The following is a 15,978-nucleotide window of genomic DNA, read 5'->3' on the forward strand; positions in this document are numbered from 1 at the left end:
TTCCGAATTCTGCGGGCTCCCCATGTAGAAATAGATGCGAGCAACCGCTCCCTTTACTTGGTCGCGAGGCTCTGTCACCCGCTGCTGGAAATCTGTTCTGGTCGGGCAAGCGCCGTATTGCTTGGGTGTTGAGGGTAAAACGCCATAGCGAAAGTTGCTGCGATCAGCATTCACCTCGCCGACACTCACATCGAGGTTGTGCATGTCGGCTTCCATTTTGCGAAATACCGGATCGGTATCGATGCAGTTTTTGCGCCCCCCGTTCTGCCAACACTGCCGCTGGCTGCCGAAGGCGTATGCGGGCAAGACATGCTCCCATTCGATGCGCTGCGCGCGATTCTCCTGAGCGCGGACTTCGTACCCGCACGAGGCGAAGTCCACACGGCCTCCTGATCGCCCTACCCACTTCCAATTGCACCCACAGTAAAGATCGCCGGCTTCGCTGGTGTTGCGGTCGTAGTAGACTTTCTGGCGTAGCTCAACCTTGGCCTGCTCGAAGGTCGTAGGTGCTGAGGCCAGAGCGCAGTTAGACGTGGCCATCAGCATGGCCAAAAACATCATGGGGATCGATTTCACGGTCTTTTCCTTAAAACAAGGGTGGTTCCAGGCTATTCAGGGGAAAAAAAACCCAAGCAAGGCTTGGGTTTGAGCGCTGCTCGCAGTAGCTACCGCAGCGGTGTAAGAAGCTCGCCAATGCGACGAACTCTGCGAAAGATAATTTGCGCGATCGATTCATGGCCCGTGGCAATGACCCCAAACAACCCAGCCAGGAGAAGTGCCCAGAAGCTGTTGCGCTTCCAGTCGTTTGCCTCGGCCAAGGCACTCTGGCGATGCTGTTCTCGCGGCCGATCAAACTCGATCTCCCCCTCCGCTACCGTCCCGATGAGAGGGTTCTCTTCGAGGAATTCACGCCCGGCCTGGATGAACACTTTCAGTGCTTCTGCCTCTTCGGCGTGGGCAATGATCATTCTGCTGATGGCGCTGACCGTATCGCGTACACCTTGGGCATGACCTTCAGCTTCGGCCAGCAGTTGTTCCAGTGTTGACCTGGCGACTTGATAGCGAACCTGCTTTTCCACGGCTCCACCCAGAACCTTCTCGAACCAGGTCGGCTTCCGGGTAATCTGCTCCGGCGAGGCGTCGGCCATTTTCGAGAGGATTTCTGCGATTTTGGCCGCAAGCGCCGCCGCCGACCCGCTCTCCATGAGATCGGATAGTTGATCGATTTTGGCAGAGCTATCCGCTACGCCCCCGTACTCGCCGAGGCGAGCCGGGAAAGTAAACAACTCAGGGAGTACCTGCTGTTTGAGGTGGTCGATGCTGACCACTGAATGAGTCATGGCGGAAAATTTCTCCTTGGATTTGTTGGAGATCGTACCTGCCGTATTCCTTGGCGGGTTGTTATTTCAGACGCTTTTACCGACTGAAAGCGCAGCTCGAAGTCTTTGTATCGCGATCTCGAAATAACCCAAACCTCCCCGATTCGCTTCAAAATGGCGCGAATAATCGCCTCATTCCCTAGCTACGCGGGTTTCGACCTGAATTCATTCAGGAGGTAGGTAGAGCGCAACCAGTGGCACGCATAGGCGAACGGCTCCCCGCATATGCAGAGTGGTCGGCGAATGGACAATCCGGTCAAGCAGCCACGCCCACGACTTGACGAGCCGTTCTTCAGGAGGTGTTGACTCCTCCAGATGCTGCTTGAATTCGGCGAACTTTGCCTGGCTATGCTCGAAAACACCGGTCTGCCGGCAGATTTCGGCCAGGGTCCGGATGTCGTCACTGTTCTTGATCAACGTGGAGCGCATGTCTGAATCGTCTCGATCCATAGCGGACAGCAGGTCACTCATTATCCGGTCGATTAATCTCGGCTCGTCTTCTTGATGCTCGTTTGCGATTGGCATTGCATGCTCCTTTGGCGGGTTCGGCATCGGTTTTACCCGAGACGTTGATATTCCCAAGGATGCAAGAACCGGTAGCCCGTGCAGCTCGGTTTCAGACAGCTTTTCCGCCTGAATTCGATGCTAGGGCGCAGGCACTGACGTTAGAGGCTTAGCACTCGATGCGGCCCAGCCAGCGCAAGCGCCTGGATGCATGAGCAGATGATTTTCGGTATTGGAGGGGGCGAACTTGGGAGGCCGCCCAGCCCTTTCTGGAAGGGAAAAAAGCCGGCATACCCCGGTAAGGGTAGCGCTTGGAAAAAGGATGACCTTCTCAGCAGGAGAACGCCACCAGGTAGGCCAGCTCATTCGCATCAAGGATGCCACAGCTAAGTGGTCTACTTGTTAGGGAGGGCAAACATGTCAGTTTGTTGGCTCTCTGGATCTGCTTTCGGCGTATTCAACGGGTGCCCCAACTGCCGGCGCACTTCGGCGAGCCACGCCTTGTAGGGAGTGTTTTTTCGCTCTCCCCACGGGTATGCATCGGCCAACGCTGTTGCCGCTGACCGAAAACTGACCCAGTAGAGGCTGTTCTGCCGACTGAAAACTGACCCAGGTGTTCAACTGCTTCTGCTCAATTTTTGAGCAGGAGAACACAGGGTGATCAGTATGGAAATGATGGGCAAAATTCGCCGGATGTATTTCCGCGACAAGCTGTCGCTGCATGAGATAGCCAAGCGCACCGGGTTGGCGCGCAACACGATTCGCAAGTGGGTCAGAGCACCTGAGGCCAAGCCGCCGGTCTACCAACGCCGCGCGATCTTCAACAAACTCAGCCCTTTTCACGCCACGCTGGAGCAGGCGCTAAAAGCCGATTCGCTGCGGCCCAAGCAACAGCGGCGCAGTGCCAAGGCGCTGTTGGCGCAAATCAAAGCCGAAGGTTATGACGGTGGCTACAGCCAGCTCACCGCGTTTATCCGTGCCTGGCGAGGGGGACAGGGCAAGGCGTCGCAGGCCTTTGTGCCGCTGACCTTTGCTCTTGGCGAGGCGTTTCAGTTTGACTGGAGCGAGGAAGGCTTGCTGGTCGGCGGCATTTACCGGCGTATGCAGGTGGCACATCTGAAGCTGTGTGCCAGCCGTGCGTTCTGGCTTGTGGCGTATCCGAGCCAGGGCCATGAGATGTTATTTGACGCCCATACACGCTCGTTCGGCTCCTTGGGCGGCGTGCCGCGCCGGGGCATCTACGACAACATGAAGACCGCCGTCGACAAGGTCAATAAGGGCAAAGGCCGGGCGGTGAATGCGCGCTTTGCGGTGATGTGCGCGCATTACCTGTTCGATCCGGACTTCTGCAACGTCGCCGCTGGTTGGGAAAAGGGCATCGTTGAAAAGAACGTGCAAGACAGCCGCAGGCGTATCTGGCTAGACGCCCAGGACTGCCAGTTTCACTCCTTCGAGGAACTCAATGCCTGGCTGGGCCAGCGCTGCCGCGCGCTTTGGAACGAGCTGACGCACCCTCAATACAGCGGGCTGAGTGTGGCCGAAGTGCTGGAGTTGGAGCGCGCTGAACTGATGCCTGTGCCAGCGCCATTCGACGGTTACGTCGAGCGGCCTGCGCGGGTCTCCAGCACCTGCCTGGTCAGCGTCGGGCGCAACCGCTACTCGGTGCCGTGTGAGTATGCGGGTAAGTGGGTCAGCAGCCGTTTGTATCCGACGCGAATCGAGGTGGTGGCTGACGACGCGCTGATCGCCAGCCATGTCCGCTTGCTGGATCGCGACCAGGTCAGCTATGACTGGCAGCACTACCTCCCGCTGATCGAACGCAAGCCCGGTGCGCTGCGCAACGGCGCGCCCTTTGCTGATCTGCCGGCGCCGCTGCGTCAGCTTAAGCACGGTCTGGGGCGTCATGCCGGCGGTGACCGGATCATGGCGCAAGTTCTGGCTGCCGTACCGGTCGCCGGGCTCGATGCGGTGCTGGTGGCTGTTGAGCTGGTACTGGAAAGCGGCAGCCTGAGCGCCGAACACATCCTCAATGTCGTGGCGCGCCTGGCCGCGACCGAACCACCACCCAGCGTCGAAACCCACTTGTCGCTCAAGGAAGCCCCCGTCGCTAACACGGCGCGCTACGACCGCCTGCGTGGCCAGACCGAGGAGATCGGTCATGCGTGATTTGATGGCGGAACTCAAGGAGCTGCGCCTGCACGGCATGGCCACGGCCTGGGCGGAGTTGACTGCGCAGGGTGAGTCGAACACAGCCTCGTCCAAGTGGCTGCTCGAACACCTGCTGGAACAAGAGCACACAGATCGCGCCATGCGCTCGGTGAGCCACCAGATGAACATGGCCAAGCTGCCGATGCACCGCGACCTGGCCGGCTTCGACTTCAGCGCCTCCAGCGCAGACGCTCGTTTGATCAGCGAACTGGCCAGTCTGGCCTTTACCGACACCGCGCAGAACGTGGTGCTGATCGGTGGGCCTGGCACCGGTAAAACCCACCTGGCCACTGCGCTGGCCGTGTCCGGCATCACCCGGCACGGCAAGCGCGTGCGCTTCTACTCCACGGTCGATCTGGTCAATCTGCTGGAGCGCGAAAAGCACGACGGCAAAGCCGGGCGGATCGCCCAAGCTCTGCTGCGCATGGATCTGGTCATCCTCGACGAACTGGGTTATCTGCCCTTCAGCCAGGCCGGCGGTGCGTTGCTGTTTCACCTGCTATCCAAGCTGTACGAACACACCAGCGTGGTGATCACCACCAACCTGAGCTTCGCCGAATGGTCGAGCGTGTTCGGCGACGCCAAGATGACCACCGCCCTGCTGGATCGGCTGACCCACCACTGCCACATCGTCGAAACCGGTAACGAGTCCTATCGCCTGCAACACAGTAGCTTGGCGGCCCAGGCCAAGATCAAATCACGGGAGCGAAAGCGTAAGGGCGGCCAGGAACCGGAGGACGATGAGCCGTTCTGATTTCATGGCGACGACGGCCTGCTACATGGCTGCGTGTGGCAGGTCTTAAACAACTGAACTGGGCTAGCGAAGGAGTGGGGGCAACAGCAGCTGCGCTGGTAGACTTATCCACAGTTGCTGGTAACAAAATCAGCAATCCGCCCTGGGTCAAATTTCAATCGGCAGGGTGGGTCAATTTTCCATCAGCGCCAACACACTAAGCAACCATCAGAAAATTTTGACTGTACGCCAAAAAATTCGCATCTACCAGCATCTAAACAGGCGTTGCAGGGCAATCGCATGAACGCCTGCCGATTTGAATGAGTCCTTTCCCAGCGGGCATCCTGAGCGCCTCTCTACTCAGGATGCCCTGCAATGTCGCATCACATACCAATCTCCGATGTTCTGGTCGCCATCAATGATCCCCGTCAGCAGGGCAAGATTCGTCACGACCTGGTCGAAACACTGGTCGTGGCTATCTGCGGCGTGCTTGCCGGCGCTGACACCTTCATCGAAATCGAACTCTGGGCTGAGCAGCGGCTGGACTGGTTCCGCCGTATTCTGAAACTACCCCACGGCATTCCCTCACACGACACCTTTGGACGGCTATTCAGCCTGATCGATCCAGAGGAGTTCGAGCAGGCCTTCCGCTGTTGGGTTGCGGCGATCCTACCGGCCCTTTCTCCGCAAGTGGTTGCCCTAGACGGCAAGACCAGTCGCCGCTCCGGCAAGAAAAACACGGCCCCGTTGCACCTGGTCAGCGCTTTTGCGGCTGATTCAGGGCTGATTCTCGGGCAGAGGGCGACCTCCCAGAAGTCCAACGAGAAGACCGCCATTCCTGAGCTGCTGGCCACACTGGCGCTTGAGGGCTGCACCGTGACGATCGATGCCATGGGTACCCAGCCGGACATTGCACAGGCCATTCTCGATCGCGGGGCGCACTATCTGCTGGCCATCAAGGGAAACCAGCCGAAGCTGGCCGAAGCGATCGATGACTTCGCTGACACCTTTTTGGACGGCGATCCTGCCCGGGTACCCCATGCGCACTTCGAGCATGTCGAGAAGGACCATGGCCGGCTGGAGGTTCGTCGCTGCCATGTTTTCGACCAACTCCAGTGCCTGCCACAGCCAGAACGCTGGCCAGGACTGCGCACTTTCGTGATGCTGGAGTCCGAGCGGACTGTGGGCAACCAGACCAGCCTGGAGCGCCGTTACTACATCAGCAGTCTTGCTCCGGATGCAGAGCGCATCGCACATGCCATCAGGGCGCACTGGGGCGTGGAGAACCGCGTCCACTGGTGCATGGATGTCATTTTTGGTGACGATCAGATGCGGATCCGAACCGGGCATGCTGCCCACAACATGGCCGTTCTCAAGCAACTTACATTGAATTTGATCCGGTTGGATCCGGTCAAGCGCAAGGGTGGCATCAAGGCACGAAGGCTGATTGCTGCAACCTCTGATGATTATCGGGCTGAACTATTAGGTCTCAGGTGAGCTTCATGCGATTGCCTTGACAGGCGTTGTTGATTATCATAAAACACTGACACTGTATTATATAATCGTGCTTTTGTGTTATTTTTTTAATATTTACTGATTACGTACTTGCTTAACCACTCAGTTGCGCTAGAACTAATAGACGCGAAATTTAAATCTCTAATTTTCCAACACTTAGTAAAACCTCGTTTGCCATCCCACTACCATTGTAGGAGCAAATCAGGAGACATAAAAAATTAGCGGTAGCGTGCCTGGCCCTCTAGATAAGTATTGGAGACTGTAATGAAGTTTGAAAAGTCACAGACAGCAATCGACCACCTGACTCCCGAGCAACACCGAATTACCCAGGAGGCGGGCACCGAAAGGCCCTTCACGGGCGAGTACAACGACAACAAGGAGCCTGGCATCTACGTCGACATAGTGTCGGGAGAGCCACTGTTCGCTTCGACGGACAAGTTCGATTCGGGTACTGGCTGGCCCAGCTTCACCAAGCCGATCGTTTCGGCAAACGTGAACGAGGTGCGGGACAGCGCACACGGCATGGTCCGGACGGAGGTCAGGTCAGTACACGCAGACAGTCATCTCGGCCATGTGTTCCCCGATGGTCCTTCCGACCGCGGCGGTCTGCGGTACTGCATCAACTCAGCGTCCCTTCGCTTCATCCCGCGCGACGAGATGGAGTCCGAGGGATACGGTGAATATCTCGATCAAGTAGAGGAGGCTTAACATGCATCAGCGCGCTGTTCTCGCAGGAGGATGTTTCTGGGGCATGCAGGATCTGATCCGCAAGCGGCCCGGCATCATCTCGACCCGTGTGGGTTACACGGGCGGCGATATTCCGAACGCCACGTATCGTAATCACGGCACGCATGCCGAGGGGATCGAGATTGTCTTCGACCCGACAGTGACGAGCTACCGGAACATCCTGGAATTCTTCTTCCAGATCCACGATCCGACGACGCTGAACCGCCAGGGCAATGATCGTGGGCTCTCCTACCGGTCGGGCATCTATTATGTCGACGAGGAGCAGAAGCGCGTCGCCGAGGATACGATCGCCGATGTGGATGCCTCGGGGCTGTGGGATGGCAAAGTGGTGACCGAGGTCCAGCCGGTCGGCGAGTTCTGGGAGGCCGAGCCCGATCACCAGGATTATCTGGAGAAGCGCCCGGGCGGCTACACCTGCCACTTCGTCCGTCCCGGCTGGGTGCTTCCGAAGCGCCAAAAGGTTGACGACGTACAGCCAGCGGCCGGGACCGCGGCGGAATAGGCTTCACTGCCGTTGCCACTGCGCCGACCCGGTCCGCAATCTTCGTGACCGCGTCGTTCAGCGACGCGGTCATCGAACCCTACTTCAGAGTGACGGCTCGTTCCAGTCAGTCGCCATCGCAACACCAGGATCGCAGATTTATGCCAGACCTCTCGTCCTTTCCGATCACGCAGCGCTGGCCGGCATCTCATCCCGATCGCCTGCAACTCTACGCAGCCCCTACGCCCAATGGCGTCAAGGTCTCGATCATGCTTGAGGAGACTGGCCTGGCGTACGAGCCCCACCTGATCGACATCTCGAACAACGAGTCGAAGGATCCGGCGTTCGTGTCGCTGAACCCGAACGGACGCATACCGGCGATCATCGATCCGGCTGGCCCTGACGGTAGACCCATCGCCTTATGGGAATCCGGTGCGATCCTCCTCTATCTGGCCGACAAGACGGGTCAGTTCATCTCCACCGAACCAGGCCAGCGTTACGAGACCCTAGCGTGGGTGTTCTTTCAGATGTCGGCCATCGGGCCGATGTTCGGTCAGCTCGGCTTCTTCCTGCGATTTGGCGGCAAGGACTATGAGGACAAGCGGCCGCAACAGCGCTTTATCGACGAATCCACGCGTCTGCTGGGGATTCTGGATCGCCGGCTGGAAGGCCGCGACTGGATCGTCGACGACTATTCGATCGCGGACATCGCGACGCTCGGCTGGGTGAATGCGCTGGTGGAATTCTACGCTGCGGGTGACATCCTTGGCCTCAGCAGCTTTTCGAACGTCCGCGCATGGCTTGGACGCGGGCTGGCTCGACCGGCCGTCCAGCGTGGCCTCCACATTCCCGCGAGGCCAGCATGAGCATCATCGCCGCCTATTATTACAACGAAGGCAAGCGAGTTCGCGAAATCGCGCTCGATGAGCACGTCAAGTTGGGCGAGAGTCGCTCGGGCTTCTGCTGGATCGCGCTTAGCGAACCCACCCCCGAGGAACTACTCGCGATCCAAAGGACATATAATCTTCATCCGTTGGCGATCGACAACGCGATGCACCCGCTGTGCCCGCCCAAGCTCGAGGTCTACAACGATGAGTTGTACGTCGTCGCGCAGACCGCCGAGCTGGTCGGCGACCGGATCAGCTACGGCAAGATGGCGATCTTCACCGGTCACAATCACCTTATCACCGTGCGGCACGGCAATGCCGGAGCGCTGGGCAAACTTCGGGAGCAACTCGAGGCATCGCCGACGCAGTTCGGCAAGGGTGTCGACTATGTGCTGCACGCGATCTTGCATCGCGTGGTCGACCAGTATCTGCCCATCTTCGAAATGATCGAGGACGACGTCCTGGCGATGGAGCGACGGTCGCTGCACGATTTCCTCGGGCCAGAAGAGGTGGCGCGAATCTTCGAACTAAGGTCCGAACTCACGCGGTTCCAGCGCACGCTCGGGGCTATGGCCGAGCTGGTGCGAAAGCTCGTTCGCGGCCACTTTCCCTGCATCAGCGCCGAAATGACACCATATTTCCACGACGTCGCGGACCATGTCCACCGCGTGCAGTCCATGGTCGACGGCCTCCTGCTTGTCCTGTCCACGGTCTTTGAGGCCAGCAGCCTTCTTGAAGCGCAAAGGACGGGGGTGATCACCCGCCAGCTGGCGGCTTGGGCGGCAATACTGGCAGTCCCGACGGCGATCGCTGGAATATACGGCATGAACTTTAAGCACATGCCGGAGCTGGACACGGCCTACGGATACTTTGTCGTGCTCGGAGTGATAGCGATATCGTGCGTTTTCCTATTTGTGCGCTTCAAGAAGGCTAAGTGGCTGTGAATACTGCCCATCGTTTTCTTCGCCGTCATCTGACGGTTACAGCGGGCCTTATACGGAAGCTTGTCCAATCCAACTCAAGATGAAGGTGCGTCCATGACATAGCAGCTGACCGACGCTCTACAAGCAGTTCAGTCCTTCATCGCCAAGGGCTAAGACCGCGAATAGCGCGTCAAGGACAGCAATCTCGTCGATCTCGAGCCAGGATCAACCATCGGTCCGTGCGGCATCTGCGTCGACGCGGCGTTTCGCCTCGGAAGCGGTGATGATGGCGATAACGCCTCCACCCTCTACGCGATCACCGATCCGGCGACCGAGCATAAGGGCCTGTTGATCGACGTGTTCGATGAAATCTGCTACCGCGACCCAGTTCAAGAGTCGGGACCTCAATGTAGAAGAAGTTGACTAACGAGCATTCGCGTCATCCGATCAAGCAAGCTGGAGACATTTATGAAAGCCATTGGTTACAAGGTTCCGGGACCCATCGCCGCGGATGCCGCGCTGGTCGACATCAATCTGCCTCGGCCTGTCGCTGCAGGATACGATATCCTGGTTGAGGTGAAGGCCGTCTCGGTCAACCCGGTCGACTACAAGGTCCGCAACAGCACGCCGCCGGCAGATGGCGATTGGAAGGTGCTGGGATGGGATGCCGCCGGGATTGTGCGCGAGGTCGGCCCCGACGTCACGCAGTTCGAGTTAGGCGACGAGGTCTATTATGCCGGATCGATCACACGGCCCGGTACCAATGCGGAGTTCCATCTCGTCGACGCCCGGATTGTCGGTCACAAACCTGCGTCGCTCTCCTGGGCGGAAGCGGCGGCGCTGCCGCTGACGACGTTGACGGCCTGGGAGGCGATGTTCGACCGCCTGGACGTGGCGAAGCCCGTACCCGGTGCGGCGGAGGCGATCCTCATCATCGGTGGCGCGGGCGGGGTTGGGTCGATCGCCGTCCAGATCGCGCGACAGCGCACGGACCTCACCGTCATCGCCACAGCCTCTCGACCGGAAACCCAAGAGTGGGTAAGAGGGCTTGGAGCTCACCACGTCATCGACCATTCTCGTCCGCTCGCGCCACAGATCGCCGAACTCGGCATCGGTGCTCCCGCTTTCGTCTTTTCGACCACACATACCGAGCAACATGTCGCCGACATCGCCGAACTGATCGCCCCACAAGGACGGTTCGGACTGATCGACGATCCCAAGGCATTCGATATCATGGTTTTCAAGCGCAAGGCGGTGTCGATCCACCACGAGCTGATGTTCACGCGGTCGATCTACGGCACGCCCGACATGAATGAGCAGGGCGAGATTCTGGATGCGATGGCAGCGCTGGTTGACGACGGCAAAATCCGCACGACGCTGACCCGGCGACTGTCGCCGATCAATGCCGCCAATCTGAAGACGGTGCATGCACTGATCGAAAGTGGCGCGGCTAAAGGCAAGATCGTCCTCGAAGGCTTCTAACGACCGCGATCGCCAAACATCTTGTCCAACCTCAAAAAGCCGAACGGGTTATGCCCCAGCGATGAGAATCCCATGACCAAATCTATTGCCACCGCCTCGATCAACCGCGAAACCGCAGTCGCCCTCATCGACGCGGCGCTCGCTGCGGCCCGTGCCATCGGCATCCCGGCTGCCGTCGCCGTCGTCGACGCCACCGGTAACCTGCGCGCGTTCGAGCGCACCGACGATGCGCCGTTCCTTACCGTCGATGTTGCCATCGACAAGGCCTGGAGTTCCGCCTCGTTTGGGTTCCCGACCCATGTCTGGAACGACTATGTGACCAACGATCCAAAAGTGGCGCCGCTAGCCTATCGCCCTCGGATGGTCGCTGTCGGCGGCGGTTATCCGATTCTGGAGGATGGGAAGTTGATCGGCGGCATAGGCATCTCCGGAGGCAACTATCAGCAGGATCAGGATGCGTGCGTCGAGGCACTCATGAAAATCGGGTTCCAGTTGCCAGCCTGACGACTGTGAGGCCATCACCGGTGGTAATGGCCAACAGATCCAACCTTTGAGAGGCCTAATGATGGAAGCGTTCGTCGTCTTTACGCGGGAAGAAACCAGCGACCCACATGCACTCGCAACCTATTCTGCAGGCGTCGGACCATCGTTCGATGGTCACGACGTTACCTTTCTCGCCGCTTATGGCGCGATCCAGCATTTGGAGGGGCCGCCCATCGAAGGGGCCGTAATCTTGCGTTTCCCGACGATGCAGGCCGCTCGCGACTGGTATGACAGTCCCGCCTACCAAACCATCGCTGCTCAACGCTTTGCCGGTTCCCGTTACCGCGCCTTTATCATTGAAGGGCGGCGGTGACATACCGACAGAAGCACTTCGGCGCTGACCACGAGGTATCGGCGTGTGAACTCGCATCTTGGGAATCTGTGGGGGGGACCAAGACAGCGGCGCTAGGGGCTCATATCGTCGATCGGATCAGAGAGTTGCTCGGCGAGAATGGGTTATCTATTGCCGAGCTGACGGAGCGGAGCCGCCCTCTCCCAACGGATTGATTCAATCGTTGACGCTCCTCCTATCCGGATCCGGGTTTTCGCACGCTGATCAACAGAGTTACAGCGCGCAACGCCTGTAGTGGGCATCAGGGGATGGGTGGCAATCAGGATGATTGCCCACCTTCCAACGATTAACCTTGCTCAAGTTGCTTCACTAGTCGCTCCGCGTCGAGATGGAAGTCCGAGAAAACAATGCTACCGCCAGCGTCGATAACCGTAAACCACGGAGTTCCTCGTGTGCGGTAGTCTTCCATGAAGGTTGGAAACGGCGAGCCGGTCGGTTGCTCGTCGTGACCGAAAACGATAGGAAGCTCATACTTGAGCTGGTTCACGCGCAACTTCTCGAAGGTATTCTCATGCGTTCCTTCGAAGACGGTCTGGATCACTGCGAACCCCACGTCTTTTGAGCTCAACGCTGCATGCAACTTTTGTAGCGTCGGAAACCCATGCAAATGGCAACCTTGGCACCAATGCTGGAAGGCAAACAAGATTTTCGGGCCGGGCCCGATATCTGACAGTTTGAACGGCGCGATACTTTCCCCATCTTTGCCAATCCATTTTTGCACCCGCAGCTCAGGCGCTTGTCGTTCGATCTCGTTCATCTGATCCTCCAACCCCGATACAGAAGCTTAGTGGATGATCGCGCGTCGCGACGGTGCGCGAACGTCCGACCTTATTTTCCCTATTTCCTGAAGCCAGAATAGATCAGATCGACATTTCGTCCTTAATATACTCAAGCTGCCGGCGAGCGCGAACTGGGCAACCATGCGCTGGTGAGCCTTGAGCTTTGCACGCTGCCCATCCGTTTGAGAGCGAACCTGCAACTTCCGCTCCGCATACCGCAGATCAGCGTACGCAGCCTTGGGGTTATCTACCCTATAGCCATTGGGTATTGGGAATCATGCTGGCCTGACGCTATGTTCGATACGCGATTTTTTACGATGATAGAGCATCTGTATCTGATTTTTAGTCGATTGGCTTATTCGGCGGATGTGCGGGCAAATGCTTTACGCAGAGTACTGAAATGAAGGCCGGCTTCGGTCTGCCGTATCGAGCAAGAGGGGTCACTATGGTCACCAGAGGTTTCACCGGTCGCGGTTCAGGCGACCAGTCCGATCGGATTCCGCCAGGTCAGCATCTGGTGGAGGATTTCCCTGTTCTGTCGGCCGGCCCTACGCCGAGGGTAGAGCCCTCCGACTGGAAATTCACAGTCAAAATTGGTCCGAAGCCCGTCAAAACGTGGAATTGGGGCGAATTCAACACTCTACCAAAGACCCAGGTGACAAAGGATATTCACTGCGTCACCTCTTGGTCCAAACTGGATACCGTTTGGGAGGGTGTACTCATTGAAGACATCCTTGCAGATGCAGAGCTTGATCGGCCTACCGATTTCGTCTTGGCGCACTGCTACGATAATTATTCGACAAACGTCCCTCTGACGGATCTGCTTTCCGGGAAAGCGATGGTCGCCCTCAGTTATGCGGGCAAGCCACTTTCCCGCGATCATGGGGGGCCGGCGCGTCTTCTAGTGCCGCACCTTTACTTCTGGAAATCCGCCAAATGGGTGAATGCGCTGCAATTCACGACGCGTGACGAGGCCGGCTTTTGGGAGCTGCACGGCTATCACATCTACGGCGATCCGTGGCGCGAACAACGATACACCCATGACTGAAAACGAAGCGCAAGTCCGTTCGTGGCAATCATGCGTGATCGACGACATCATCCAGCAAACACCGAGTATCAAGAGCTTCTTCCTTCGGTTGAGCAAGCCGTTCGCGCACACCGCAGGTCAGCACGTCGATATCCGGCTGACCGCGCCCGACGGCTACAGTGCAATGCGCAGCTACTCGATCGCGTCATCGGCAGTTTCGACCCCGATCGTCGAGATAGCTATCGAGCGCATGCCGGATGCCGAAGTTTCGCCGTTTTTTCACGACATCGCGGCGATTGGTGACGAAATCGAAGTTCGCGGTCCGCTCGGTGGCCATTTCCTTTGGCCTGAGCCTGCCATAGATCCGGTTCTGTTGATCGGGGGAGGCTCCGGCCTCGTGCCGTTGATGGCAATGATCCGGCAGCGCCGCGCATTGGCCCAAGCCGTTCCGACAGCGTTGCTCCTGTCCGCACGAACCGCCGAGGACGTTCTCTTCTCAGAAGAACTTCATTGCATCGAAATCAGCGATCCGGCGTTCGTCCTGGCGCTCGCGATTACGCGCGAGAAACCGGTTCGCGCATCGGACTTTGCGCGACGGATCGACGGCATGATGGTCCAAGAAATTCTAACCAGGCTTCAGGGAAAGCCGACGCAAGTGTTCGTCTGCGGGTCTAACGGATTCGTCAACATCGCAACCGATAGCGCGCTGCTGGCGGGCTTGGACGCCTCCATCATCAAGACGGAGCGCTACGGGGGCTAGCGGCGCGAGCTATCTCACGTCGCGCCGATCGTAGACGTGCGCCCTGGGAAGCTTTGGCGATCAACGTGAACCGTTTTGCCGAACACAGTCTTCGTACCCCCCGGCCTCTAGAACGCCTTCGCTCGCGATACCTGGCTCGACATCAAGCTCAATTTGAAAGTTCCTGCACTATCCGTCGTCCTGATATGCTCGACCAGCATGATGGGCGATTCGAGCGGGACCGCTTCCGTCCCAATCGAGGCTCGGTTACCTTAGAGCATCGGCTCGGCGCTACAGGAGGCGCGTGCGGCCTCTGCCTGGCGGTGAAAGCACTTTGGGCCATGTCGCCTGGATAGCGGCCAATCGTCAGCATCTGCTCCGATGTCGGCCAAGGTGCAGTCGCCATCTTTGAACGCCGCGAATTGGAGATCAACGCCATGACAGCGATCCGCGTGCAACTGCCGGAGATGCAATATGACAACTGATGTATTGCTGTACACCACGAATTGGTGCCCGTTCTGCCGCCGAGCGAAGGCGCTCCTCAAGGAAAAGGGCGTGCGATGGAAGGAGCTCGATATTGAGGCGGATCCGGCTCACCGGCAGGCCATGGCGGAAGCGTCGGGGCGAAGCTCCGTGCCGCAGATCTTCATCAATGGCACCCTTATCGGTGGCTCCGATGAGCTATTCGCGCTCGATGTCAGAGGCGAGCTCGACAAACTTCTCGGGCGCAACCCGCCTGCCACCTGAGGAGGTGCGGCTTGGGGCAGGCAGCCCGCGAGCCTTCGCCGGTTGATGAATACAAAAGGAGAGTCCGTTGGTCTCAGCCATCTGGAAAGACACTACTATCGCCACAAGCGACGAAACAGTCATCGTCGAGGGAAATCACTACTTCCCACCGTCAGGAGTCGACCTGAGCCTGCTTGAGATGAGCCCGCACACATCTGTCTGTCCGATCAAAGGCGCCGCGCGCTTCTTTCATGTTCGCGCGGGTGACGCGCTCAACGTGAACGCCGCTTGGACCTATCCCGCCCCCACTCCGGATGCCGAGGGTATCCGGGATTACATCGCTTTCTGGAAAGGCGTGGACGTTGCCTAGCAGACTGGACGGACGACTTCGCTGATAGCCATGCGGGCGCCGACATCTCAATTATCCTGCCCACCCCGGGCCTCGTCGGCTGCAGGAATCTGCCCGGCACCTTAGCGCGACCCGGCACTGGCGGTCTCGCACCCGCCGCGCCTCTGTTCTATCAATAAGGATGGATGACATGGAGCATTCCGAGTTCGATGCCGCTTTCGCGAAGCTTGCGGAGGGATACAGAGAAGGGACTTATGAAGGCCGGCGTTTCAGCTTGATCGTCCGGCGATCTGGGGACGGACGTCGCAACAGTCTGTTCGCCAGGGAGTTGGACGGGACTGACATTGTCAGCTTCAACCTCTTCCGCGTTACATCAGATAGGACATTGTTGAAGCCGTGCGAAATGTCCGCCGAAAAGGTCGTAGCGTTCGTGCTGGAGTTCCGACCGGACACCTGACGGGCAGAAGAAGATCCCGGCCAACCGGCGCGCCTGCGACGGCCGGCTATCTAAGGCTGCGCAAGCCTATAGCCGCAGCTCATTGCACTTCGTCTGGCGAGGAATTCAACATCGATACGTCGCCATCCGCGGGGATATCGGTACAGG

General features: G+C 58.4%; 19 protein-coding genes and 1 pseudogene. 15 read left to right on the forward strand and 5 right to left on the reverse strand.

Annotated features, from left to right (window positions below):
* Nucleotides 1-21 precede the first annotated feature (21 nt).
* The 3 genes and pseudogenes from AB4P90_RS00945 to AB4P90_RS00955 form a co-directional block, all read right to left on the reverse strand.
* Nucleotides 22-561 (reverse strand): annotated as a pseudogene (locus AB4P90_RS00945) (endonuclease); the annotation flags it as partial.
* A 104-nt stretch (nt 562-665) separates the two neighbouring features.
* Entirely contained in the window at nt 666-1,340 is a 675-nt protein-coding gene (locus AB4P90_RS00950) for a protein KlaA (protein WP_198844937.1), read from the reverse strand.
* 204 nt (nt 1,341-1,544) lie between these two features.
* Nucleotides 1,545-1,904 (reverse strand): hypothetical protein, encoded by a 360-nt coding sequence (locus tag AB4P90_RS00955; protein ID WP_200601211.1) that lies wholly within the window; start codon nt 1,902-1,904, stop codon nt 1,545-1,547.
* A 645-nt stretch (nt 1,905-2,549) separates the two neighbouring features.
* Between AB4P90_RS00955 and istA the strand changes: the two genes are divergently transcribed.
* The 7 genes from istA to AB4P90_RS00990 all read left to right on the forward strand — a co-directional run bounded on the left by istA (nt 2,550) and on the right by AB4P90_RS00990 (nt 9,398).
* Nucleotides 2,550-4,049, forward strand: a complete 1,500-nt coding sequence (gene istA / locus AB4P90_RS00960) for an IS21-like element ISPst3 family transposase (RefSeq protein ID WP_024012635.1) — start codon at nt 2,550-2,552, stop codon at nt 4,047-4,049.
* Nucleotides 4,042-4,845 carry an IS21-like element ISPst3 family helper ATPase IstB gene (gene istB / locus AB4P90_RS00965; RefSeq protein ID WP_010454871.1) on the forward strand — a complete coding sequence of 268 codons (804 nt, stop codon included), beginning with the start codon at nt 4,042-4,044 and terminating at the stop codon, nt 4,843-4,845. The genes istA and istB overlap by 8 nt, the downstream gene beginning before the upstream one ends.
* 354 nt (nt 4,846-5,199) lie before the next feature.
* Nucleotides 5,200-6,321: an ISAs1-like element ISPa60 family transposase gene (locus tag AB4P90_RS00970; RefSeq protein ID WP_010455375.1), complete on the forward strand. Its 1,122-nt coding sequence runs from the start codon at nt 5,200-5,202 to the stop codon at nt 6,319-6,321.
* A 282-nt stretch (nt 6,322-6,603) separates the two neighbouring features.
* A complete protein-coding gene (gene msrB / locus AB4P90_RS00975; protein WP_003464965.1) occupies nt 6,604-7,047 on the forward strand; it encodes a peptide-methionine (R)-S-oxide reductase MsrB in 444 nt (147 codons plus the stop codon).
* A 1-nt stretch (nt 7,048) separates the two neighbouring features.
* Nucleotides 7,049-7,588, forward strand: a complete 540-nt coding sequence (gene msrA, locus AB4P90_RS00980) for a peptide-methionine (S)-S-oxide reductase MsrA (protein WP_003464967.1) — start codon at nt 7,049-7,051, stop codon at nt 7,586-7,588.
* A 140-nt stretch (nt 7,589-7,728) separates the two neighbouring features.
* Nucleotides 7,729-8,433 (forward strand): glutathione S-transferase N-terminal domain-containing protein, encoded by a 705-nt coding sequence (locus AB4P90_RS00985; RefSeq protein WP_003464969.1) that lies wholly within the window; start codon nt 7,729-7,731, stop codon nt 8,431-8,433.
* Nucleotides 8,430-9,398: a magnesium and cobalt transport protein CorA gene (locus tag AB4P90_RS00990; protein WP_003464971.1), complete on the forward strand. Its 969-nt coding sequence runs from the start codon at nt 8,430-8,432 to the stop codon at nt 9,396-9,398. The genes AB4P90_RS00985 and AB4P90_RS00990 overlap by 4 nt, the downstream gene beginning before the upstream one ends.
* Before the next feature lie 204 nt (nt 9,399-9,602).
* On the opposite strand, the gene AB4P90_RS00995 is transcribed toward AB4P90_RS00990, so the two are convergent.
* Nucleotides 9,603-9,770, reverse strand: a complete 168-nt coding sequence (locus AB4P90_RS00995; RefSeq protein WP_016487060.1) for a hypothetical protein — start codon at nt 9,768-9,770, stop codon at nt 9,603-9,605.
* Between the two features lie 75 nt (nt 9,771-9,845).
* On the opposite strand from AB4P90_RS00995, the gene AB4P90_RS01000 reads away from it, so the two are divergent.
* From AB4P90_RS01000 to AB4P90_RS01010, 3 genes are all read left to right on the forward strand, one after another.
* Nucleotides 9,846-10,859 carry a zinc-binding alcohol dehydrogenase family protein gene (locus AB4P90_RS01000; protein ID WP_002118279.1) on the forward strand — a complete coding sequence of 338 codons (1,014 nt, stop codon included), beginning with the start codon at nt 9,846-9,848 and terminating at the stop codon, nt 10,857-10,859.
* 72 nt (nt 10,860-10,931) lie between these two features.
* A complete protein-coding gene (locus tag AB4P90_RS01005; protein WP_005006001.1) occupies nt 10,932-11,363 on the forward strand; it encodes a heme-binding protein in 432 nt (143 codons plus the stop codon).
* 58 nt (nt 11,364-11,421) lie between these two features.
* On the forward strand, nt 11,422-11,715 hold the full coding sequence (locus AB4P90_RS01010) for a DUF1330 domain-containing protein (protein ID WP_010591688.1): 294 nt from the start codon (nt 11,422-11,424) through the stop codon (nt 11,713-11,715).
* A gap of 325 nt (nt 11,716-12,040) precedes the next feature.
* Here the strand turns inward: AB4P90_RS01010 and AB4P90_RS01015 are convergent, their stop codons facing one another.
* Nucleotides 12,041-12,511, reverse strand: a complete 471-nt coding sequence (locus AB4P90_RS01015; protein WP_003464979.1) for a hypothetical protein — start codon at nt 12,509-12,511, stop codon at nt 12,041-12,043.
* Nucleotides 12,512-12,978: 467 nt separating this feature from the next.
* On the opposite strand from AB4P90_RS01015, the gene AB4P90_RS01020 reads away from it, so the two are divergent.
* From AB4P90_RS01020 to AB4P90_RS01040, 5 genes are all read left to right on the forward strand, one after another.
* Nucleotides 12,979-13,581 (forward strand): sulfite oxidase-like oxidoreductase, encoded by a 603-nt coding sequence (locus tag AB4P90_RS01020; RefSeq protein WP_003464980.1) that lies wholly within the window; start codon nt 12,979-12,981, stop codon nt 13,579-13,581.
* Nucleotides 13,574-14,320, forward strand: coding sequence for a ferredoxin reductase (locus tag AB4P90_RS01025; RefSeq protein WP_002118292.1), 747 nt, complete (start codon nt 13,574-13,576; stop codon nt 14,318-14,320). The genes AB4P90_RS01020 and AB4P90_RS01025 overlap by 8 nt, the downstream gene beginning before the upstream one ends.
* A gap of 453 nt (nt 14,321-14,773) precedes the next feature.
* Nucleotides 14,774-15,046: a glutaredoxin 3 gene (gene grxC, locus AB4P90_RS01030; RefSeq protein ID WP_005005995.1), complete on the forward strand. Its 273-nt coding sequence runs from the start codon at nt 14,774-14,776 to the stop codon at nt 15,044-15,046.
* 67 nt (nt 15,047-15,113) lie between these two features.
* Entirely contained in the window at nt 15,114-15,395 is a 282-nt protein-coding gene (locus tag AB4P90_RS01035; RefSeq protein ID WP_003464986.1) for a DUF427 domain-containing protein, read from the forward strand.
* Nucleotides 15,396-15,564: 169 nt separating this feature from the next.
* A complete protein-coding gene (locus AB4P90_RS01040; protein WP_003464988.1) occupies nt 15,565-15,831 on the forward strand; it encodes a hypothetical protein in 267 nt (88 codons plus the stop codon).
* The last annotated feature ends 147 nt before the right edge of the window (nt 15,832-15,978 follow it).

Origin of the sequence: Pseudomonas sp. B16120, assembly GCF_044218845.1 — a bacterium.
GTDB lineage: Bacteria > Pseudomonadota > Gammaproteobacteria > Pseudomonadales > Pseudomonadaceae > Aquipseudomonas > Aquipseudomonas paracarnis.